Here is a 20515-nt window from a genome sequence, read left to right as displayed (position 1 = left end):
GCACATTTCTCCGTAGCACAAGTTCCGCCGATCAGTTGAACCTGATCCGGGGGTCCAGCCAGCCGTACAGCAGGTCTATCACAAAGTTTACCGTAATCGTCGCCATTCCAAAGATGAGTACAAGATTCTGGATCATCATCCAGTCTCGTTGGATAATCGAGAACACGAGCGTGAAACCCAGTCCCGGAACGCTAAAGGCGCGCTCCACCGCGACAGTTCCGCCCAGAAGTGCAGCCAGCTGAAGTCCGGACAGCGTTATCACAGGTAGAAACGCGTTTCGTAGCACGTGCCGGAGCACTACCACCCACTCGCTTAGCCCCTTTGCGTGCGCCGTGCGAACATAGTCCTCCCTCAGCACCTCCAGGAAAGTTGCCCGGCTCATCCGCGCAGTTATCGCCCCTAGGCCAATCCCAAGTGCGACCGCGGGACCGGCAGTCATCTGAAGGTTCATCGAAGGGTTAGTCCATAAGTAGTGAACATCGAGCGGAGGACGCCACTCGAACACAAGCACGGTGAATAATATAAAGGTCAAGGCCAGCCAGAAATTGGGCACGGCAATAAAAACCGTAACGATGAAGCGGAGAACATAGTCCAGCATGGAGTTTCTCCGCATGGCTGATATTATCCCGACTGGCAATCCGATCAGCCAAGCCACTATCATCGCCATGATTGCGATCTGGGCGGTAAGAGGTCCACGCCTCAAGATTATGTCGCGGATGGGCTCGTTGTCGCGCCAGAACGAAAACCCCAGGTCCCCCTTGGCCACATCCGCCATCCAGCTTAGGTACTGGATGTACAGCGGTCTATCAAGACCTAGTGAGGCTCTGACCGCGGCAAGCTCCTCGTCTGTGAGTACATATATCTCCCCCTCGCCGGCGATGCTCTTCAGGGGGTCCCCCGGGATAACTCGCATGGCTATGAAGATGAGAACCGTCACACCGAAAATGGTGGGGATAATCAACAGGAGCCTGCGAAGTATGTAAACGCGCATATTGAAGTTTGCCCTGTGGCGTCTGATTTGCGGTCTGTTGTTGGTGGCTCTCGGGCAAATTGCCGTGAATTTAAGCGCTTGGTTTCTTGGTTCGTATTATGTGAAAGAATGAAGAGGCCTCAATGTAAGCCATGGAATATGGCCTTAGCTATGAAACCTCTTCACATTAGTATTAGCTACACGCGCGAATTCAGTAGCTGATTTTTCGAATTATCTTGTCTACCTGTCCAGCCAGACGGTCTCGAACCGCTTCCAGCCTCCATTTACCCTTGTCGGTATGGACAATCCCTTTACATAGTTCCATCCCATCGGGATTCCTGTCGCCGTTCCAACCATCCAGGTTGGCGGGTCTTCATCGAGCATGGTCACAACTTGGTCTGCGAGTTCCTGCCTCTTGGCTTGGTCGAGCTCCACCATCAACTGGTCCAGAATGGGATCCAACTCAGGATTGCAGTAGTTCATAAAGTTCCTGGCCCCGTCGCAAGTGACATAGGGCACCCACATCGTGGTAGGGTCTGTCGTCGGGTTGCCCCAGCCGCTCGGCCCGATGAACAGGTCCCAGTCGCCCGAGGCCAACGTGTCACCTTCGAGCGCCCTTTCAATGACATTGAAGTCTTTCGCGGTGATGTTCAAAGTTTCCTTCAATTGCGCGAGGAATGCCGGGCCGACCACTTCTGTGTAAGGCGCTGGGTTGCTGACGATGATATTCTGTATTTCAAATCCGTCAGGATAGCCCGCTTCGGCCAATAGCGCCTGGGCGGCAGCGACATCTTCCGTATTGTCTCTCTTGTATCCGGGCAACTGCGACCATCTCTCCTCGGGCCAGGCGTATGGGCTTGTCGGCGCCTGCCAGTGGCTGACCGGGAAGGGAATCACGACCGAGGTGATTACCTCGCTCATCTCCCATTTGTCCACTGCAAGGTGTATCGCCTTTCTCACGCGAGTATCGTCAAACGGCGGCGATTCATTGTTGATGAACACCGTCCAGATAGCCGTGCTTGAGGGCAGCCCGACCTGGAACTTGTTGGGTTGCCTGGCAGCCTCCTGCCAGGTCTCCACGCTTCCGTTCCACGCGAAGTCGGTCTGCCCGGTAAGCACCGCAGTACCCCTGTCCGGCCATGCCGGTATGTGGAACTGCTTCACGCCGTCAACGTACGGTAGTTCGGGGTCCCAGTAATTCGGGTTCGCTTCGAGCTCCCAGGTCTCGCCGGGCTGCCTTTCCTTCACCGTAAACGGCCCCGTGCCGACGGAGAGCTCACGGCGCAGATCTCCTCCTTCAGCGTCTATGACATGCTTCGGGTAGATTACTGCAGGCCCAAACAGCGGGTCCGCCGCTATCAGCTCCAAGAACCACGGCGTCGCTCGTTTCAGCTTGATCTGAACTTCATATGCGTCCGTGGCCTCAACGCTTTCAATCGGCTCGAAGAGGTCAGTCATCTGGCCTGTAATCACGCCCTCCGGCGGGTTGAAGATTCGATCAAAAGTCGCTTCCACATCCGCCGAAGTGAAGTCCATGCCGTCGTGCCACTTCACACCTTCCCGTAGAGGGAATGTCCAGGTGAGTCCGTCGGGAGAAATGTCCCACGATTCGGCGAGGTCGGGGATTATGGTGCGTTCGCCGTCAGCGGCGTTCCAGTAAACGAGATTGTTGTACATCATCGTCATGCCACCGTAGGCTATGGCGCCCTGGTGAAGATCGAAATGCTGTACCGCGATCGGCCAGCCCGTTCTGACGATTCCGCCCCGCTTGGGCTCTGCCTCCGACGGGCGATTGAAGATGCCGACCTTGCTTTCTTCAAGCTCTTCCGCTGCTGCGGCGACCGGCTGTAGGACGACCTGCTGCACCGGAATCTGCGTTGGGATGGCAGCCACCGCCGCAGACACGATCTGCTGCACTTCCGTAGCCGAAACTCCGGCAGACTGCTGGGCAGCAGCGTCGTTCACTGCCTTAGTGATAAGGCCCTCGACATCCTCTTTCGACACGCCGGGTTGCGCCGAAGCAGCGACAGCTTGCTCCACCATAGCCGCGATGTCCTCAGCACTCGCCCCCTCCGGAGCGGCGGCAGAAACCGCAGCCTCCACCATGCTCTGTATTTCCTGGGCGGACACAGGCGCCGGGCCTGCCTCCTGCTCAGGAACGGCCTGTTGCACGGCGTCCTGCACGAGCTTGCTGAGCGCATCGGCATCGATTGCCGGCTGTGCTGGTGCCGGCGCGGGGGCCGGAGCGGCAGGCTCGCTGCCACAAGCGATTAATACCATAGCGAACGCGGCGATTACAAATACCAACAACGACGCTTTGACACTAAACAATCGGCAAATCATGCTCACCTCTCAAGCGCGAACTAAGTAGAATCTGACGGTAGGCTTCTTGGGAGTTGATAGCGGTGGGTTGTTAAGGATGGCAGGATTAAACCACTAAATACTCATTATGTCAACGGCGAATGACTGGCCCGGCAAATGCGCTGCTCCACAATGAAAACAGGGCTGCGCCCATTGAAGCACAACCCTGTTCTCATAACTTCTGTGCCTTACCGGCACCGCGACACGATCACCCCAGCAACACCTCGCTCAGCCTGTGTATCACAATCTCCAGCTCGTCGTCGTCCAGATTGAACGGGTCAACGGCTAGCTCGTCCGGGTCGAAGATGTCGTGCAGGTAGATGGGCGGATCGCCGGCGACCATTGCGGCATAGATTTCGTTGCGTCCCGGTCCCCGCCACTCGCGCCCAAAGCGCATTACGGCGTGCGGGATCAGGTAGTTATGCTCGTCGTGCTCCAGCGATACGCGCAAGCCCGGCACTTCGGACAGCGCGTCCACGACCTGCTGCGTCATGCCTTTGTACCGCGCCATCTCCGCGTCTTCGTCTTCGTCCACGAATATCTGAATCGCACGCAGCAGCCCGACAATCTCTTCCTTGGCAACCTTCATCCCGCGTCCGATGAATTGGTGCGGCGCGGCGTTGGCGAATGCCGCGTCTATCAGGTCTTCGCGTCCGCAAAGTATGCCTGTCCCCTGCGGCCCGCGCACGCCCTTGCCGCCGCTGTATATCACCATGTCCGCGCCTTCTGCGCTGAAGCGGCGCAGATTGGCGCGCGGTGGCAGCATCGAGGCGGCGTCCACGATGACGGGTACGCCGTGCCGGTGCGCTATCTCGCACACTTCGGGGAACGGTATGGCGCGGCGCGTGATGAACGGCGAGAACAGGTATGCGACCGCCGCCGTATTCTCGGTGAACGCCGCCTCCAGCTGCCAGGGCTGGCATCGTCTGCCGTCGCCGATTTCCACGAACTTCGCGCCGACCGATGTGTAGCACTGGTCGTAGGGAAAGCGGTGGCTCTTGTGGATGATTATCTCGTTCTTCATGCCGCTCGAATCGGGCAGCCGGTCCATCTTGGCGGGGTCGGATCCGGCGATGACGGCTGCGGCTTGCAGCACGAGACCGCCCGCTGCGCCGCTCGACACGAAGCCCGCCTCCGCGCCCGTGGCGTCCGCGATGATACGGCTCGCCGCGCGGTTCAAGTCATCCAAGCTGACCATCATATTCGACGCCTTGTTCATCGCGTCCAAAATCTCGGTGCGCGTCTTGCTGCCGCCGTACGCAGTCGTGCTGCCCGACGCCGAGATGACGCGCTTCACGCCAAGCGCGCCGTAGATGCCTTCAGGATCGCCACTCCATGCCATGTCTCACCTCCGATTGGGTGTATGCATCCAAACTTTCGTCCTTCGATGGGGAAGGGAGTTCAATTATCTATCAACCATCCATCTAAAGGAAGATTATATCACCTAGCAGCGGACTTGGATGAACGGGGGTATTGGCGCCGATAGTGGGAATGTTTCTGCGTCAATCTTCTGCAGAGCGGGCGCGTTCAACGCCGCCTACTCCGCTTGTACAGGATGCCTGACTTACGATATGCAATACTATGCATTTAAGTAAATGTATATTCATAAATAGCAGACATATAGATTGACAAGAATGTTAAGATGAATGATAGTATTAGTGCGCTCCGCGTGCTTATATGCGTGTATCGCTTGAACCGCCGACAATCTGTGCGGCGTGTCCGGTGAGCCTGCAAGCATTCTTGTGGGCACGCCTCAGTAATCATAGTAGTCCCAATGACAATACTCTCAATGCTTTGAAAGGAGTTGCAGTGGCTGGTGATATGGGTTCAACTGACCGATCCGCCCGTTTGGGCGGTGCCTTTCTGCTGTTGACCGCGTTGGTCACGGCGGTCATGGTATATGCCCGCGTCGCTTCCGACGCTGACCAGCAGACGCTTGCGGAGTCGCTGTTGGCTATATCCGAGAATCGGGAGATGTACGGATTGTTCGGCGTGAGCCGACTGCTATCAGGCGTAACCTTGATTCTAGGAGGCTGGTTCTTGCTTCGGACATGGATCATCCGCGACCGCTGGGCGACGTCCTGGGTCCCATACCTGTTCGTTGGCTCAGGCGCCTGCACTGCGGTATCGGGCGCATGCGCGCTCCTCATCGTTATCCAAGCTGACGCCGCAGGCACCGGCAGCGTTGCGGGAATTGCTGCGGCGGACAACCTGCGCTGGATAATTGGTAAAGTCGGCTTCAGCGCCGCCGGATTAGCTCTGATGATAGCCGCGCGCTTCCAGTGGGGGGTGGGCGGAACGCTCCGAAAGATTGCGCCAGGGTCGGCGCTCTTGGGCTTTGCCATGCAATTTATCTGGCTGGACTCGGCAACAGTGGCGCATCCCATCATCGGCAGTCTGTTCTTCATCTGGCTTTTGGCGATAGGCGCGATGCTTGCTACCGGGCAAGTGGAAAAGCATTTCGTCAAGAGATACGGTGCAGGAATGCCTGCCTCCGGCGCATCCGAACGGCAATAGCGCGCAATGCCGCGCGGCAAGCTGCCTGCGCGTATCCGCTGGGTATCGGCGCTCATCGCTCCGCCTTCACCCAAAGCCTTGTTCCGTCCGAAATCAGCTCCATCGTCCCCTGCTCTACTGTCAGGTATAAGCCGTCTTCTCCCACGAACTCGCGCAGGCGCTCCACTACGCTCGCGTCCGGGTGCCCGAAGCGATTGTCCGCGCCCACAGAGACGACTGCGACAGCAGGGCTGACCGCGCTCAAAAACTCTGGCGTGCTGCTGCTGTCGCTGCCGTGATGCGGCACTTTCAGCGCGTCGCTGTCCAATGCTGCGCCGCTTGCCAACAGCGCGCGCTCCGCCTCTGCGAATATGTCGCCGGTTAGCAGCACGCTCACATCGCCATGCACCAGCCGCAACGCCACCGATGCGTTGTCCGCGTCCGATGTGGTGCCGTGCAGAAGTTCGTCCATGGGCCATATCACTTCTAGGCGTGTATTCTCATCCAGCGCGATGACCTGTCCGGCGCGCGCTTGCACCACCGTCGCGCCCTGCGATTGTTCGTCTGAGACGGCACGCGACCACGCCTCATACGCCGCGCTTTCGTATTCGATGCGCCGTTCCAAAATCGCGCCGACATCGTATCGTTCGAGCGCAAGCGTCAAGCCGCCGATGTGGTCGGTGTGCGGATGCGTCGCGACTACCATATCCAAATGCTTGTCATTGAATCGCATGCGCTCGCCTAGCAGCCGTGCCAGCACCAGCCCGTCCGTGCCGCCGTCAACCAATACCTGCCTGCCGCGCGGCGTCTCGATGAAGATAGCATCGCCTTGCCCCACATCCAAGAACGCCACGCGCAGCAAATCGTCCCGCGAAAGCGCCTGCGACCACGCCAGCGACGCAACAAACGCGGCAGGCACAAGCAGCCACACAGCGATGTGCGCGAACTTGCGCGCGCTGCCTCCTGCCCTCGGAGATGAGACGCCGGATGATTCGTCCTGGCTCACCGCCTCCTTCGCAGAGCCGTGTTCGCCCGTCGTCCGTGCCGCCGCATCACGATTGCCATTTTCTGACGCCGCCGCGTCGTTTCCGCCGGTCGTTTGCACGCCGTTCATCCGCTGCCATAGCGACCGCGCCTGCCAGGGGAACATCGCAAACACACCATACGCCAGCGCCAACGCGCCGTAGTACACGGCAACCGCCCACGCCGGCACATTGCCAATCTCAACCGAAACGCCCGGCAATCCGGACAGCATCGTCACTACGCCCGACAGGTATGCTCCGGCGCCCCAGGCGAGCCAGCCGAATGACATTGCGAGCGTTGTGCTCGCCAGCCCGGTGATTGCCGCGCCTGCGCTGCTCATAATGAGCAACGGCAGCGCGGGCAGCGTCAGCACGGACGCCGGTATGCCCATCGTGGACACGCGCTCAAAGTGCAGCGCAATGAGCGGCAACGATGCGATTGTCGCCGCGATAGACGCGCCAAGTAAGTCCGTGAGTGCGACGACCGGCGCGCGCAACGGCGATCGCCAGTGCAGCAATCTGCCGGGCAGTCGTGCCGTCAATCGTGCCATCTGTGACCATATCGCCTCGCCGAGCGCGCCGGAGAATGCTGCGATACCCGCTATCGCCGCGAAGCTGAGCTGGAAGGATATGCTGTACAGCACGCTTGGCGACACGGCGACCATCAGCGCGGCTGCAAAGCCTATCGGCGCGAGCGCCCCGCGCTGTCTGCCGAACGCCAGCGCCGCCAGATACACGCTGCCCATAATGCACGCCCTAGTCGCGGATGGCGACATCCCCGCGAGCAATCCGTACAGCCATATAACCAGCAGCGGCGCGATGAGGTGCAGATGCCACTTCTTGCCGAATATCGCCGCGCCTGCGGATAGGCTGACACTGAGCAATATGCCGACATGCATCCCTGATATTGCCAGCAGGTGCGCCGAGCCGCTGCGCCGGAAAGCTTCCGTCAGGTCGGACGGCATGCTGCGCCGCAGTCCAAGCAGCGTAGCCTGGCTCAACGCCGCCTGAGGCTCCGGCACCACCGCCGCGATGGACTGCGCGAGCCGTCGCCGCACATCGTACAGCGAGCGGTAGAACGCGCTGCCCTCGCCTGTGCCAATGATCGTTACGCTGCGAGCGTCCATCACCTCCGATATGCCCTGCCGCGCCAGATATGCCGCGTAGTCGAAATCGTCCAGCTGCGGCGGCTCGCTGATACGCCCGCGCAGGAGCAGGCGATCACCGTATCGGAAGTAAGGCGCATTCCGCTGCTTGGCGATTTCCGCATCCGCGCGCGCCGATACTAGCAGCGTGCCGATCGCGTCCGTCCAATTTGCGGAGTTCACCGAATTCGCGCCATTCCCACCGTCCGCGCCATCCGCATGTACACGCTCCACGCGCAGCCGGAATCGCGAGAAATCGCCATACCCATCCACATCGCTGACGACAATACCTTCAACCTGCTGAACACGCGGTCCGGCGTATGCGGTCAAAGGCGCATCATCGCCCACAGCCACGCGCGCCCCGCCAAGCGCAAACGCGAGCACCATCACCGCAGGCAGCACCGACACGCGCAGCCGTGCAAGCAACACTGCGCCAACTATCCCCGCCGCCGCGAACAACGCCAGCGCCTCCGGCGGCGCGCCAACCAGCGTACCACCCACAAACGCAATCGCCGCACAAAGAAGTTTCATCAAGCCCTAAACTAACATGGATATACAGGATGCCTATCCATCATCTTATCCTGTATATCCATGTCGAGACGATTTCACAAATGCAGATTCGCCTAGCCAGCATATTCGTCATTCCTGCGAAAGCAGGAATCCACACCTTTGAACGCTGGATTCCCGTCTTCGCGGGAATGACGGTTAGAGATTGACTTCGGGACTTATGCAAATTCAGGGATTTGTGAAATCGTCTCATCCATGTCAGTTCCCGATTGACCGATATTTCGCGCTTGGCTATCATGGATGTATGAGGACCTCACGCATCGCGCTCGCAGCTGCACTGGCACTGACTCTCGCCATCTCCGCGCTGGCGTGTGGTCAGAGCGCGGCCGACGATTCGCCGCCGGATCTTTCCACATTCTCCGGCGAGCCGGTGCAGGCAGCCACGCCTGTGTCGGAAATGCCGCAATCCGCCGCCGCGCAGAACGGCTATATTACGAATCCCAGCGCGCCTGCCGCCAATGCCGGAGATCTGAACGCACTGCACCTGCCGTCCGGCATACCGAACACCTCGTTCATCGCGCAATCCATATCGCCTGCGCCGCCCCCCGTAGGCGCGCTCACGGCATTACCATCGATAGCGTCGCTCGTGGACGAAATCGAACCTGCTGTCGTGTCCATATCCGTCGAGTCTGTCAGCCGTGGGATGTTCTTCGACTTCACCGACGAAGGCGCAGGCACGGGCGCCGTCATTCGCCCGGACGGCTACATCGTAACGAACTTCCATGTGATACAAGGCGCGAACGACATTCAAGTTACGCTCGCCAACGGCAACACATACGACGCGGATGTGGTCGGTTACGACATAATCACCGACCTCGCGGTGCTGAAGATTGACGACAACAACCTCGCCACCATAAAGATGGGCGACTCCGACGCGCTCGATGTGGGGGATTGGGTGGTCGCGCTCGGCAACGCACTCGCGCTCAAGGGCGGTCCGACGGTTACGCTCGGCATCGTCAGCGCGCGCGGTCGCACGCTCAGCACGGAGCGCGGCGACCTGTACGACCTAATTCAGACGGACGCCGCCATCAACGACGGCAACAGCGGCGGTCCGCTCATCAACTTGCAGGGCGAAGTCATCGGCATCAACACGGCGATAATCAGGCGCGCGCAGGGCATCGGCTTCGCAATAAGCTCGACAGCCGCGCAGCCCATCATCAACAGCCTAATCGAGCATGGTCGCGTGGTCAGGCCGCTTATCGGACTTACAGGCGCGGATGTAACGCCGGCGCGCGCGAATCAGCTTGGGCTCAACGTGGACGAAGGCATAATCGTAACGCGAATGACGCTCGACGGACCGGCATACGAAGCGGGTATCCGCGTGGGCGATGTGATAACCAAACTCAACGACATCCCCACGCCCGACATGGCAGCATTCCTAACCCTTCTCTGGACATTCGACATAGGCCAGGAAGTCCAAGTCGAATACATCCACGAAAACGAAACCCAAGTAACAGGCGTAACGCTGATAGAACGGCCGTCGCTTTAGAGTTCCCAGACTATAACGGGACTTGCCGCAATTCAGAACCTAGATTCGAGCAGCCTTTCGGCTCTGGAAACCGCTTGGGGCGACACACGGGGAGACTGACTTATGATTGTCAAGGCGTCCTTAGCTCGTCCTGCGTTGATGATGCCGCGAGCATGGCTTGTGCGGCTCTTGCACGATTTATCCGTATAGCATCTATCTCGCTTGAGAATGGCTGCGGCGTCGATGGATGAGTCAGCAAATTCGCGGTAATATGTAACGAAGACCTCTTTGCCTACGGATTGCAGGTTTCTTTTCAGTTGTTCGTCATTCATTGTCGAGTTCTTTTGCCTTTCTCATCTAATGCGTACACAACCCATAAATGTATCTCTGTCAGCGTCTTCTTCTATCCAAAACCAAACGGAATCATTGTGTCCTAGGTTCCATCTGGCATCAACGGCACACCCAAGAATGATCGTGGCATTCGATTCGGCCTCTCTCAAAAATCGAATGCGGCTATCTAATGCTGTACATTTTGAGAATCGTTGATTCTTCCCTTTGCTTGCTGCGCTTTTTATGTAAGCATCTTGTTCCTTTTGGCGTTAGAAAATTGCGTAAGTGTGGGACCCTCTGTTATATTCTGCCAGCCCCCGTAACTCATATGGATAGAGTAGCGCCCTAACGCAGCGTGTGTCGGGGGTTCTATTGACAGATCAATGCGCTGTGGTAGCATAAATATGCGTTAGGGCGTTAGTAAGTCCGTTTGGGCTAGACTACACGCAAAGGGCTGTTCTGAGGAATCGGAGCAGCCTTTCTTTTTACCCCATTTCTTTTCACTCCACTTCGCCCGCAACCACTGCCACCATGCCCAGCGAGAGGCTGCGCCGCTGCACGTTGCGCAATCCGGCGCTCGCCATCGTCTCCGCCAATTGCCGCGCGCTCAGAAACTCGCCTACGGATTCGGGCAGGTACGAGTACGCCTCGCTGTCGCCTGCCAGCGCCGCGCCCAATATCGGCGCGACCTTGCGGAAGCACCACGGCAGCGCGCGACTTCGCAAGCCCTTGCCTTCCATACGCACGATTTCCAGCACTACCACGCGGCCGCCGGGCTGCACCACCCGCGCCATCTCGCATATCGCGCGCGGAACATCGATGAAGTTACGCACGCCGAAGCCCACCGTTACGCACACGAAGCAGTCGTCCGCGAACGGCAGAGCGTGAGCGTCGCCGACAGTGAAGGTCGTGTCCGCGTCCAGCCCTTGCCGCCGCGCCTTCACCTTAGCGAGCGCGAGCATCTCCGGCGTGAAGTCCAGCCCGACTACATGCTCGATGCTCGGTTTTCGCGCCAAGTCAAACGCGAAATCGCCCGTGCCGCAAGCCACATCGAGCGCCATACCATCCAGCCCTGAGCCGCACGCGATATTCGCCGCAAGCCGTCGCCAAGCGTAATGCATCCCGCCCGTCATCACGGTGTTCAGCAGATCGTACCGCCGCGATATTCTCCCGAACATTCGGCTCACATATCTCGACCGCTCCTCGCCGCGCAGCCTAGCCACTAGCCGCGCTCCTCATCCGCCGCCACGTCCGCTGACCCACTCAAAGAGATGCTTGTTGATACCGGCAGACTTGCCTGCGATGCACGGACTTCTTGCGATTCATCGCCTTCGCCCACTACGCCGCCTTCGCGCAGCGCCTTGATTGCGAGCGGCAGTTCGGGCAGCAGGTCACTCGCAACCATGCCTGTGTCGCCCAGCCGGTCGCGCACTCTTTCGCCGGCAAGTCCGTGCAGATACACGCCCAGAACCGCCGCATCTTCCGACGATACGCCCTGCGACATCAACCCCGCGATGCTGCCCGCAAGCACATCGCCCGTTCCCGCGGTGGCGAGTCCTGCGTTGGCGAACGGCGACAGCATAGCGGTTCCGTCCGGGAACGCTGCGACCGTGTGTGCGCCCTTCAGCACGACAATTTTGTTCCACAGCGTGGCAGATTCCACGGCGATGCCGATGCGGTCCGATTGTACCTGCGCTGTGCCGGTGCCCGTCAGTCGTGCCATCTCGCCCGGATGCGGCGTCAATATCGCCCGCTGCGGGAAGCGCTCCCACCATCGCGGCATTCTCGCCAGCGTATTCAACCCGTCGGCGTCGATGACCATAGGCGGCAGCGCGTCGGCGGTGATTCCCATAGCATCCATGAATTGCCGAGTATATTCAGTCTCGTAGGGAGACAGCACGGCAGCGATGAATCGCTGCATATTCGCCGCCTGTCCCAAACCGCATCCCAATAGCATGCTGCTGTATCCGGGCAACTCCGAGACCACCGCCGCCGCTGCAAACGGCGACACCACGCCCGGTGACGATTCGGCAAGCGGCAAGTATGTCGGTTCGATAGCCCTGCCCGCCACCGAAGTCTGTATGGACGCGGGCAGGGCGATGGTAACCAACCCGCTGCCCGTGCGTGTCGCCGCGCTGCCCGCGAGGTACGCCGCGCCGATGTAATTCTGCGACCCTGCGACGACCATCGTCTTGCCGAAGCTGCCCTTGTGCGCGTCTGTCGGGCGTGATGGCAGCAGCGGGCGCATATTATCGGCGGTCATCAGCGACAGCGGCACATCGTAGTCCAAGCCGGCGGGCAGCCCGATTTCCACCACATCGAGCGTGCCGACCAGAGCTGCCGCGTCGTAGGCGTAATGCCCGACTTTCGGGTATCCCATCGCCAGCGTGATGTCCACGGCGGGGCATGCGGGATCGCCGCCGCCGCTGTCCGCGTCCATGCCGCTCGGCACATCTATCGCGATGGTCGTCATATCAGGACGGCGCGCTTTGACTTCGGCAAGCAGCAGCAGAATGTCGCGCACCGTGCCTTCGAGCGGCCGGATGCGTCCGATTCCCAGTACCGCGTCCACGACCACATGCGCCGTGTCCAGCAGCAGCCGCAATTGCGCCAAGCCGTCGCCATCGGACGCCGCAATCACAGGAAACCCAAGCGAGTTCACGATGTCCAACTTAGGATCAGGCGCGCGCCTATCGCGGCAGATATACACGCAGACCTTCGCGCCCCATCGGTGCAAATGCCGCGCCACCACAAGCCCGTCGCCGCCATTGTTGCCAGGACCAACCAGCACAACAATCGGCACGCCGACCAAAGGCGCCCGCAACCGCCGAACAGTCCGCGCCGACTCCAGCCCGGCGCGCTCCATAAGCGAGTCCTTGCTAACGCCGGCAGCTTCCGATCGGTCTTCGATGCGCCGCATCTCATCGGCGGTTACGATTTTCATCTACCCCACCAGCGACTTCAGCAACGCCCGCGTCCTCGCAGTTGAAGCATCGGCATCGTCCCCCACCGGGAATACATTGGCGATGAACTCGGTCGCGCCGGCGTCGGCGAATGCCCGTATCTGCCGCTCGACTTCGGCTTCGTCGCCAATGACGGCGACGCCGGACGGTCCTTCCTCGCCGCCGACGTCTAGGATGCGGCGGTAGTTCGTCAGTGTGCCGTATCGCTCGAATATCTCCGCCGCTTTCGCCCTTCCCGCCATTTCGTCATCGGTGACGGCGACGGGCAAGCCCACGCAAATTCGCGCGTCCGATTTGCCGGCTTGGGCCGCCGCCGCATTGACGCGCGGCACGACATGGGATTGTATCGCGCTCAGGCCTGCCATCCATGTCACCGTGCCGTCCGCCACGCCGCCCGCAAGACGCAGCATTCGCGGCGCGAGGGCGGCTACCATCACCGACACGGGCAGCCTGTCCGGGATTTCGAGCGCGGCATGCACATTGTAGAAATCGCCGTCGAAGTCAACCTCGCCCTCGTCGATGAGAGGTCGCAGCACGGCGAGATACTCTTCGACGCGCTGCGCGGGGCGGGCGAAGGACAGCCCTAGTTGGTCTTCGATTGCGGGCTTGTGCGAGGGGCCTATGCCGAGGGTCAGGCGTCCTTTTGCGGCTATCTGGGTGGTGATAGCCTGCTGCGCGAGCATCATCGGGTGCAGCGCGAAGAGCGGGACGACGCCCGTTCCCAGCGCGATGCGTTTCGTCTGCGCGCCCACGAAGGCGAGCGCGGTGAGGGTGTCGCTGCCGCGCCGATGTATATGCGGCATCCAGAAGCTGTCGAAACCGTCGGCCTCCGCCTGCACGCCCTGCGCCACGACATTTTCCAGCCTGACATCGTCCGTCTCCGCCGCTCCGAAAAACAGTCCAATTTTCATGTATTTTCTCTCCAATCCATTTTAATCCAATCTATCATGTATATCCTGTAAACTTTCCCCGTCTCAGCGGCGCGGCACGAGGTTGCCGCGCTTACTGTCGCCGACGACGGATGCCACCGCGAACTCACGGGAGTGCGACAGGGACAAGGCGATGTCCGTCAGTCCTATACGCTCTGCGCGCGCCTTCGCCGTACCATGCAATTTTATGTGCGGCGCTTGCCCGCGACCGCGCACTACCTCGATGTCTCGCCAATGGACGCCGCGCACGCCCGTGCCCAGTAGCTTCATCACCGCTTCCTTCGCGGCGAACCGGCTCGCCAACTGCGGCGCTCGCCCACGGCAATACGCCGTCTCCGTGTCCGTGTATATCCGCCGCAAAAAGCGGTCGCCGTACTGTGCGTACACGCGTTTCACGCGCACTATTTCAATTATGTCAACGCCTGTAACGAGCATAGTAGGTATCAGGTATCAGGTATCAGCGGTCAGGTGTCAGGTTCTTGCCTGATGTATATCGTATATCCTGACCATCCTGTCTATCGATGTGAGTTTTCTATGACCGATGGTATCAGCGCTTCCCAGCCGATTGCCATAATGTGCGCGCCCTGACACATCGGGCGAATGTCGCGGATGATTTCCGCCGTGATGTCGGCGCTCTCAATGCGGCGCGCATTTGCGGACTCGGCGGCGCTGTCCATCCTGTCGATGATGGCGTCCGGCACGCTTATCCCCGGCACATTCGCGTTGAAGTTCCGCGCCATATTGCCCGACTTCAGCATAATGCAGCCCGCGATAATCGGTACGCCGTAGCCTTCTACTCGCCGCATGAACCGATCAAAATCGCCCGCGTCATACACCGCTTGCGTCTGAAAGAACGCCGCGCCTGCCGAAATCTTCTCTTGCATACGCCCGATTTCGCGGTCGAGGTCGTCCGCGCCCGGGTTCACCACCGCGCCAACGAACAGGTCCGGCGAGCCGCGCAGGTCCGCTCCGGACATATCCCTGCCGTCGCGCAGCTCCGCGAGCGTTCGCAGCAGGGCAGTGGAGTCTATGTCGAACACAGGCTTGGCGTCCGGATGGTCGCCGCCGCCCGGATGGTCGCCGGTCATCGTAACGATATTGCTCACGCCAAGAGCCGCCGCCGCGAGCGTGTCCGCCTGCAGCGCGATGCGATTGCGGTCGCGGCAGGTCATCTGCAATATCGGCTCAAGCCCTCTGTCAAGCAGCAGTCGAGCCGCCGCGATAGGCGACATGCTCATCCGCGCCGTGTGCGAATCCGTCAGGTTGAACGCGTCCACTGCGCCGCGCAGCGACTCCGCGCGCTCCAGCATTGGCGCGACATTCGTCCCCTTCGGCGGGTTCAACTCCGTCGTAATTGCGAACCGCCCCGATTGCAGCAATTCTGCCAGCGAATTAGCCATGTCAAAATCCCATCCTGTTTATTCCGTTTAGGCTCTGTGGACATTTTTGATTTTCAGCCCGTCATTCCTGCATTTTTCATTCGTCATTCCTGCTGAAGCAGGAATCCAGTGGTTTGCAGGTAGCATTATTGGCACGAATTCGGCTCCATCTTACGGCTCTGGATTCCCGTTTTCACGGAAATGATGCAAATGTCCACACAACCTAGCCTGTGCATCCATGTAAGTCAGCGCGATGTAAGATACGGAAGTTTAGGTTAACATGTGGGTATTCCGCATGAAAGGGCAGGACACACATGAATGATTCGCAGGCGGTGAAGGGCGCGCTCGCGGGCGTGCGCATTCTGGACTTCTCACGGATTTGGGCGGGACCGCACGCCACCAAGCTGCTCGCGGACATGGGCGCGGAGGTCATCAAGGTCGAGGCGATTCGCGCATGGGACCCGCACCGCATGATTGTCGGCTCGGGCAATCTGCCGGACGGCGAGCGCGGCGATGACCCGTGGAATCGCAGCGGCTGGTTCAACACGCTGCACATGAGCAAATACGGCATCACCGCCGAGATGCGCCACCCGAAGGGCAAGGCGATCATCGAGGAGCTGGTGAGCATCAGCGATGTGGTCATCGAAAACTTCCGCGCGGGGCTGATGGAACGGCGCGGGCTTGGCTACGAAGTGATGCGCACGATTCGTCCGGACATCATCATGGTGTCTATGCCCGCGTTCGGCAGCGTGGGTCCCTGGAAGGACTTCATACAGTACGGCATCGGGCAAGAGCAGCTCGGCGGCATCGCGTCCATGAACGGCTATCGCGGCGAAGATGCGCCCGTGAAGTCCGGCGTGAACTTCGGCGACCCGATAAGCGGCGCGCATGCGGCAGGCGCGGTGCTGTCCGCGCTGTGGCGGCGGCGGCGCACCGGCGAAGGCTGCTTCATAGATGTGTCGCAGTTGGAATCAGCGATAATGACCATCGGCGAGCATCTGCTCGGCTACCAAATGACCGGGCGGCGCGCGGAAAATCGCGGCAACCGCCATCCCGTTTACGCACCGCACGGCGCATACCCCTGCGACGGCGAGGACGCATGGGTAACCGTCGCGATAGCGGATGACGCTGAATGGGCGAGATTGTGCGCCGCGATGGGCAAACCGCAGTTGGCGGAGCATCCGGATTACGCCGATGTGCTGTCACGCCGACGCAACCACGACGCTCTTGACGCGCTGCTATCCGAGTGGACGCGCGACAAGTCTGCCACCGATGCGACGCGAATATTGCAGGACGCCGGCGTATCTGCCGCTCCCGTTATGACGGGCGAGATGATATTCAACGACCCGCACTATCAGGAGCGTGAACTGCTGGAGTTCGTGGAACATCCTTCGTGCGGGCCATACTTCATGCCCGGCGCGGCGTGGAAGATGTCCACCACGCCGCCCGGCGTCCGTTGGCACGCCCCACGCCTAGGCGAACACAACGCCCAAATCTTCGGCGACCTGCTTGGCATGCAGCCGAACGCGATTGCCGAATTGGAAGCGGAGGGTGTAAGCGGTACAATACCAAACATCGATGCACAGGATCGGTAGGATAGCGAATTATGAACGAAAGTGACCATCCCGCTCTATAACACTCCTCGTGAGGATCAGCACGCCTAATCCAATGAAAGTGAAGAAGAAACTAATAGGCACCCATATCCAGACTCGCCTGCCCTTGTGCCGAGCGATGAAGATAGCCGTAATACCTGTCCCCAGCATGAAGAAAAACCTCGTGATGAAGTCCTCAAACGGAAGTAATCTTCCCGCAAAAAAAATACTCAACTCTCCCAAGAAAATCATCACACCGACTATCGCGCCTAGAAGAAACCCGTGGGAACGCACACTCAATAGAAATTTCCTTACTTGCGATATAATTACTGTCGTTCATAATTCCCGTAGGAAATGAGATGGCGAGTCAGGACGGAAGACGCTCGATCAAAATACAATTGGCTTGAAGTCGTCTCCAGACATAGGTTCGTGCCTATTCCAGCAGCCGTTCATTTCGATAAGGACTCGATTGTTAATGGGCGCGCCCTGTGGATTAACTCGTACAACGTGCGCCTCATATTTCGTTGGCGATTCTGCCATTGCCGAAGCTAGGTCATGTACGAGATAACGTGGCGCCCATCCAATCATATGATAGTTCTCAGTCTGAATCTGCACTGCTAGCCCAGTTGCGGGATTAGTTAATTCAAGTGTTACGTACAAATTCTCATCCTGCTTGAGGCTTCCTATCCTATTTTGCGCCGCCGAATTGATATAGCGCCATCCGTGCAAAAAGAATCGGCAAGTGAAGCTGCCATCAGGTGCCTTGTCTATCTTAGGAAAAATCTCGTACGAGTCTGTCACACGACGCCCCCCGCTGACGGATAGAATCTGGATGGGATCAGCGGTAACGGGTAAGTCTAGACTACGTACATAGTCTATGAAGTCTGGTCTCTTCGATGACATTACCCTGTTCTTGAATATAGGAAATAAGTCCGATGACCGGTATTTCTCGCACAGATTCGGAAATTCCAGTAAGGGTGCAAATCCCACCTCCTCGATGGCTCTCTTAGCACCTCTAATGTAGCCAAAGCAATAATCAGAAGAGTCAACATCTATGTCCAGTCGGCCCACTGGAAACCAACCCTTCTCTCTTCTGTCTTGCCAAGCTAGGTACAGTGTCTTCGTGCTCATTGAATTGCCTTTCGCAACTGACAGAGGCTGTAGCACATCATCTCGATCGCAAATTTACGTTCTGCGAGACTCATCCAATCGTCTGGCACACGTTCAACGATCTCATGGAGGGAGTCTTCGTCTAAATTTTCCAGACGTTGCACCTCCACTTCAAAGAGAGATGGGAATACTGAAAGGGCCCTCATTGCCAACGCTAAGGGACTTGGAGGCGGGTGTTCGTCTTCTGCCCAGTAAATCTTCCCGCGACCCCTCTTTACGTACGCCCTCACTCTTCTTTCCCTTATCCTATTCACTCGGACTTCGTCGTTCAAATCCCTTCCAAGTGATGACGCATGATCGAATGATGGTGCCAAGAAGTGAACAAACCCTTGGTTATTCGTACGACTTCTCTGCAGACCCCAATTTGTATGGTGTCTATCGACATTGCCAATTATCGCGTCCAACAGAAGATATCCAGCAAATTTCCGCTTGGCCTCTTCTGATTCGCACATGCCCGATATATTTCTTTCCAAGGCCAGAAGAATATTTGCTAGCGTATGATGCCTCTGGCGGAACCTTAGTTTCGTGTCGTATCCTGGAATGATCGCCTGCAGTATCTGATTACCATGAGTTAAAGGAAACTCGATGCTTGTTATGTCTGAAGTTGCATGTACGAAAGATTCGCTGATCACTCCCTTCAGATTTCCGTCGACTGCTAATTCAGTTCTAGGATGCGATATACCCATCAGTTCCGCAACTTCCGCAGCTATCTTTTCCGACCAATAGTCCCTAGGGATTCTTGTATTGTACTTGAACATCCATAGGGAATTATATGTAGGTGAGCGAAACCAAAATTTAGGCTTGTCCCCCAATGGGTCAACATCCAATTTAGGTTCTAAACTCACATGGAAGATTGGATAGCTGTCAGGCATGGAATGCCTACCCCACGCGCTCGAATATCGTCGCGACACCCTGCCCTCCGCCTACGCACATCGTCACTAAGCCGAGTTCCTGATCGCGCAAGCCGATTTCTTCCATCAGCTTGACGGTCATTATCGCGCCTGTCGCGCCGACCGGGTGCCCTAGGCTAATGCCGCTGCCGTTTACATTCGTCTTGTCAATGTCCATGTCGAGCTCGCGCATGCAGTAGAGTGCCTGCGCCGCGAACGCCTCGTTCAGTTCGATGAGGTCGATGTCTTCGATGTTCATGCCGGACTTGTCCAGCGCCTTGCGGACGGCTGGCACCGGTCCCGTACCCATAATCGCCGGTTCTACGCCCGCGACGCCGCGCGTGTGCCAGCGCAGCTTGGGTTTTATGCCGAGTTCCGCAGCCTTCGCCGCCGACATGATGACCACCGCAGCCGCGCCGTCGTTGATGCTGCTCGCATTGCCCGCCGTAACGCTACCGTCCCGCTTGAACACCGGGCGCAGCGTGGACAGCCGCTCTAGCGTGGTGTCGCCGCGCGGTCCTTCGTCCTGCGACACGACGACGGGGTCGCCCCTGCGCTGCGGCACGCTGACATCGATAAGCTGCTCTTTGAACCGCCCGCCTTCGATTGCGGCGACGGCGCGCTGGTGGCTCATCAGTGCCAGTTCGTCCTGCGCCTCGCGGCTGACCTCGAAGCGTTCCGCGACATTCTCCGCCGTAACGCCCATGTGGTAGCGGTTAACCGGGCAGCCTAGCCCTTCCGTCAGACCGTCGCGCATCGTGGCGTCGCCCATCCGCAAGCCGTCGAATCGCGCCTCATAGCCGAGCAGGAACGGCGACTGGCTCATGTTCTCCGTGCCGCCCGCGATTGCGATGTCCACCTCGCCGGTGCGCACGAGCTGCGCCGCCATGTTGATGGCTTCCAGCCCGGACGAGCACTGCCGATTGACCGCGATGGTCGGCGTTTCTTGCGGGATGCCCGACTTCAGCGTAGCTAGCCGTGCGGCGTACCCGGCTTCGGTCGCCTGAAGCGCGTTGCCCAGCACAACTTCCTCGACCTGCTCCGGCTGAATGCCCGCGCGTTCCAGCGCCGCCTTAATAGCCTCCGCGCCGAGATCCGGCGCCGCCACATCCTTAAAAGCGCCGCCAAACCGACCCACCGGCGTCCGCGCTCCACTAACAATTACCGCATCTTGTAGTTCCATGTCATATCTCCTGCTCTTGCGTTGTTTCGTTCAATTCTATCGCGCTTGTC

Annotated in this window: 15 protein-coding genes; 3 read left to right on the top strand and 12 right to left on the bottom strand. The window is 59.0% G+C overall.

Going from position 1 to position 20515, the window contains the following annotated elements; genetic code table 11:
* Nucleotides 1–31: 31 nt before the first annotated feature.
* The 3 genes from F4X57_11085 to F4X57_11075 form a co-directional block, all read right to left on the bottom strand.
* Nucleotides 32–991: an ABC transporter permease gene (locus tag F4X57_11085; GenBank protein MYC07694.1), complete on the bottom strand. Its 960-nt coding sequence runs from the start codon at nucleotides 989–991 to the stop codon at nucleotides 32–34.
* Between the two features lie 219 nt (nucleotides 992–1210).
* Entirely contained in the window at nucleotides 1211–3313 is a 2103-nt protein-coding gene (locus tag F4X57_11080) for a hypothetical protein (protein ID MYC07693.1), read from the bottom strand.
* Between the two features lie 226 nt (nucleotides 3314–3539).
* Entirely contained in the window at nucleotides 3540–4673 is a 1134-nt protein-coding gene (locus F4X57_11075) for an aminotransferase class V-fold PLP-dependent enzyme (GenBank protein MYC07692.1), read from the bottom strand.
* Between the two features lie 479 nt (nucleotides 4674–5152).
* On the opposite strand from F4X57_11075, the gene F4X57_11070 reads away from it, so the two are divergent.
* Nucleotides 5153–5848 carry a hypothetical protein gene (locus F4X57_11070; GenBank protein MYC07691.1) on the top strand — a complete coding sequence of 232 codons (696 nt, stop codon included), beginning with the start codon at nucleotides 5153–5155 and terminating at the stop codon, nucleotides 5846–5848.
* A 52-nt stretch (nucleotides 5849–5900) separates the two neighbouring features.
* Here the strand turns inward: F4X57_11070 and F4X57_11065 are convergent, their stop codons facing one another.
* Nucleotides 5901–8525: a ComEC/Rec2 family competence protein gene (locus F4X57_11065; GenBank protein MYC07690.1), complete on the bottom strand. Its 2625-nt coding sequence runs from the start codon at nucleotides 8523–8525 to the stop codon at nucleotides 5901–5903.
* 181 nt (nucleotides 8526–8706) lie between these two features.
* Here F4X57_11065 and F4X57_11060 point away from each other — a divergent pair, with 181 nt between their 5' ends.
* The gene (locus F4X57_11060) at nucleotides 8707–10050 is read left to right on the top strand and encodes a trypsin-like serine protease (GenBank protein ID MYC07689.1); all 1344 of its coding nucleotides are present in this window, start codon (nucleotides 8707–8709) and stop codon (nucleotides 10048–10050) included.
* A gap of 809 nt (nucleotides 10051–10859) precedes the next feature.
* Here F4X57_11060 and F4X57_11055 read toward each other — a convergent pair.
* From F4X57_11055 to F4X57_11035, 5 genes are all read right to left on the bottom strand, one after another.
* Nucleotides 10860–11582 carry a ubiquinone/menaquinone biosynthesis methyltransferase gene (locus F4X57_11055; GenBank protein ID MYC07688.1) on the bottom strand — a complete coding sequence of 241 codons (723 nt, stop codon included), beginning with the start codon at nucleotides 11580–11582 and terminating at the stop codon, nucleotides 10860–10862.
* Nucleotides 11582–13303, bottom strand: a complete 1722-nt coding sequence (locus F4X57_11050; GenBank protein MYC07687.1) for an NAD(P)H-hydrate dehydratase — start codon at nucleotides 13301–13303, stop codon at nucleotides 11582–11584. Before F4X57_11050 ends, F4X57_11055 begins: the two co-directional genes overlap by 1 nt.
* Nucleotides 13304–14233 (bottom strand): TIGR03564 family F420-dependent LLM class oxidoreductase, encoded by a 930-nt coding sequence (locus F4X57_11045; protein MYC07686.1) that lies wholly within the window; start codon nucleotides 14231–14233, stop codon nucleotides 13304–13306. It lies immediately after the preceding gene.
* Nucleotides 14234–14296: 63 nt separating this feature from the next.
* Entirely contained in the window at nucleotides 14297–14686 is a 390-nt protein-coding gene (gene acpS, locus F4X57_11040; protein MYC07685.1) for a holo-[acyl-carrier-protein] synthase, read from the bottom strand.
* Between the two features lie 80 nt (nucleotides 14687–14766).
* On the bottom strand, nucleotides 14767–15651 hold the full coding sequence (locus F4X57_11035) for a 5,10-methylenetetrahydrofolate reductase (GenBank protein MYC07684.1): 885 nt from the start codon (nucleotides 15649–15651) through the stop codon (nucleotides 14767–14769).
* A 293-nt stretch (nucleotides 15652–15944) separates the two neighbouring features.
* Here F4X57_11035 and F4X57_11030 point away from each other — a divergent pair, with 293 nt between their 5' ends.
* The gene (locus tag F4X57_11030) at nucleotides 15945–17225 is read left to right on the top strand and encodes a CoA transferase (protein MYC07683.1); all 1281 of its coding nucleotides are present in this window, start codon (nucleotides 15945–15947) and stop codon (nucleotides 17223–17225) included.
* Between the two features lie 384 nt (nucleotides 17226–17609).
* On the opposite strand, the gene F4X57_11025 is transcribed toward F4X57_11030, so the two are convergent.
* Genes F4X57_11025 through F4X57_11015 form a run of 3 tightly spaced genes read right to left on the bottom strand, consistent with a single transcriptional unit; the run spans nucleotide 17610 to nucleotide 20465 of the window.
* Nucleotides 17610–18353: a DNA-binding protein gene (locus F4X57_11025; GenBank protein ID MYC07682.1), complete on the bottom strand. Its 744-nt coding sequence runs from the start codon at nucleotides 18351–18353 to the stop codon at nucleotides 17610–17612.
* Nucleotides 18350–19264, bottom strand: coding sequence for a hypothetical protein (locus F4X57_11020; protein MYC07681.1), 915 nt, complete (start codon nucleotides 19262–19264; stop codon nucleotides 18350–18352). The genes F4X57_11025 and F4X57_11020 overlap by 4 nt, the downstream gene beginning before the upstream one ends.
* A gap of 7 nt (nucleotides 19265–19271) precedes the next feature.
* Nucleotides 19272–20465, bottom strand: a complete 1194-nt coding sequence (locus F4X57_11015) for a thiolase family protein (protein MYC07680.1) — start codon at nucleotides 20463–20465, stop codon at nucleotides 19272–19274.
* Nucleotides 20466–20515 lie beyond the last annotated feature (50 nt).

The sequence above is a fragment of the Chloroflexota bacterium genome, assembly GCA_009840355.1.
In the GTDB taxonomy this organism is placed as follows: Bacteria; Chloroflexota; Dehalococcoidia; order Lucifugimonadales; family JADFKI01; genus Bin90.
The sequence above is the reverse complement of the archived record's forward strand: the minus strand, read 5'-3'. Positions and strand labels throughout refer to the sequence as shown.

What these genes read in the sequence shown, in the direction of transcription:
- F4X57_11085 (MYC07694.1), bottom strand. Translation starts at nt 991, where the DNA reads ATGCGCGTTTACATACTTCGCAGGCTCCTGTTGATTATCCCCACCATT.
- F4X57_11065 (MYC07690.1), bottom strand. Translation starts at nt 8,525, where the DNA reads ATGAAACTTCTTTGTGCGGCGATTGCGTTTGTGGGTGGTACGCTGGTT.
- F4X57_11080 (MYC07693.1), bottom strand. Translation starts at nt 3,313, where the DNA reads ATGATTTGCCGATTGTTTAGTGTCAAAGCGTCGTTGTTGGTATTTGTA.
- F4X57_11020 (MYC07681.1), bottom strand. Translation starts at nt 19,264, where the DNA reads ATGCCTGACAGCTATCCAATCTTCCATGTGAGTTTAGAACCTAAATTG.
- F4X57_11030 (MYC07683.1), top strand. Translation starts at nt 15,945, where the DNA reads ATGAATGATTCGCAGGCGGTGAAGGGCGCGCTCGCGGGCGTGCGCATT.
- F4X57_11070 (MYC07691.1), top strand. Translation starts at nt 5,153, where the DNA reads ATGGGTTCAACTGACCGATCCGCCCGTTTGGGCGGTGCCTTTCTGCTG.
- acpS (MYC07685.1), bottom strand. Translation starts at nt 14,686, where the DNA reads ATGCTCGTTACAGGCGTTGACATAATTGAAATAGTGCGCGTGAAACGC.
- F4X57_11015 (MYC07680.1), bottom strand. Translation starts at nt 20,465, where the DNA reads ATGGAACTACAAGATGCGGTAATTGTTAGTGGAGCGCGGACGCCGGTG.
- F4X57_11045 (MYC07686.1), bottom strand. Translation starts at nt 14,233, where the DNA reads ATGAAAATTGGACTGTTTTTCGGAGCGGCGGAGACGGACGATGTCAGG.
- F4X57_11075 (MYC07692.1), bottom strand. Translation starts at nt 4,673, where the DNA reads ATGGCATGGAGTGGCGATCCTGAAGGCATCTACGGCGCGCTTGGCGTG.
- F4X57_11025 (MYC07682.1), bottom strand. Translation starts at nt 18,353, where the DNA reads ATGAGCACGAAGACACTGTACCTAGCTTGGCAAGACAGAAGAGAGAAG.
- F4X57_11050 (MYC07687.1), bottom strand. Translation starts at nt 13,303, where the DNA reads ATGAAAATCGTAACCGCCGATGAGATGCGGCGCATCGAAGACCGATCG.
- F4X57_11035 (MYC07684.1), bottom strand. Translation starts at nt 15,651, where the DNA reads ATGGCTAATTCGCTGGCAGAATTGCTGCAATCGGGGCGGTTCGCAATT.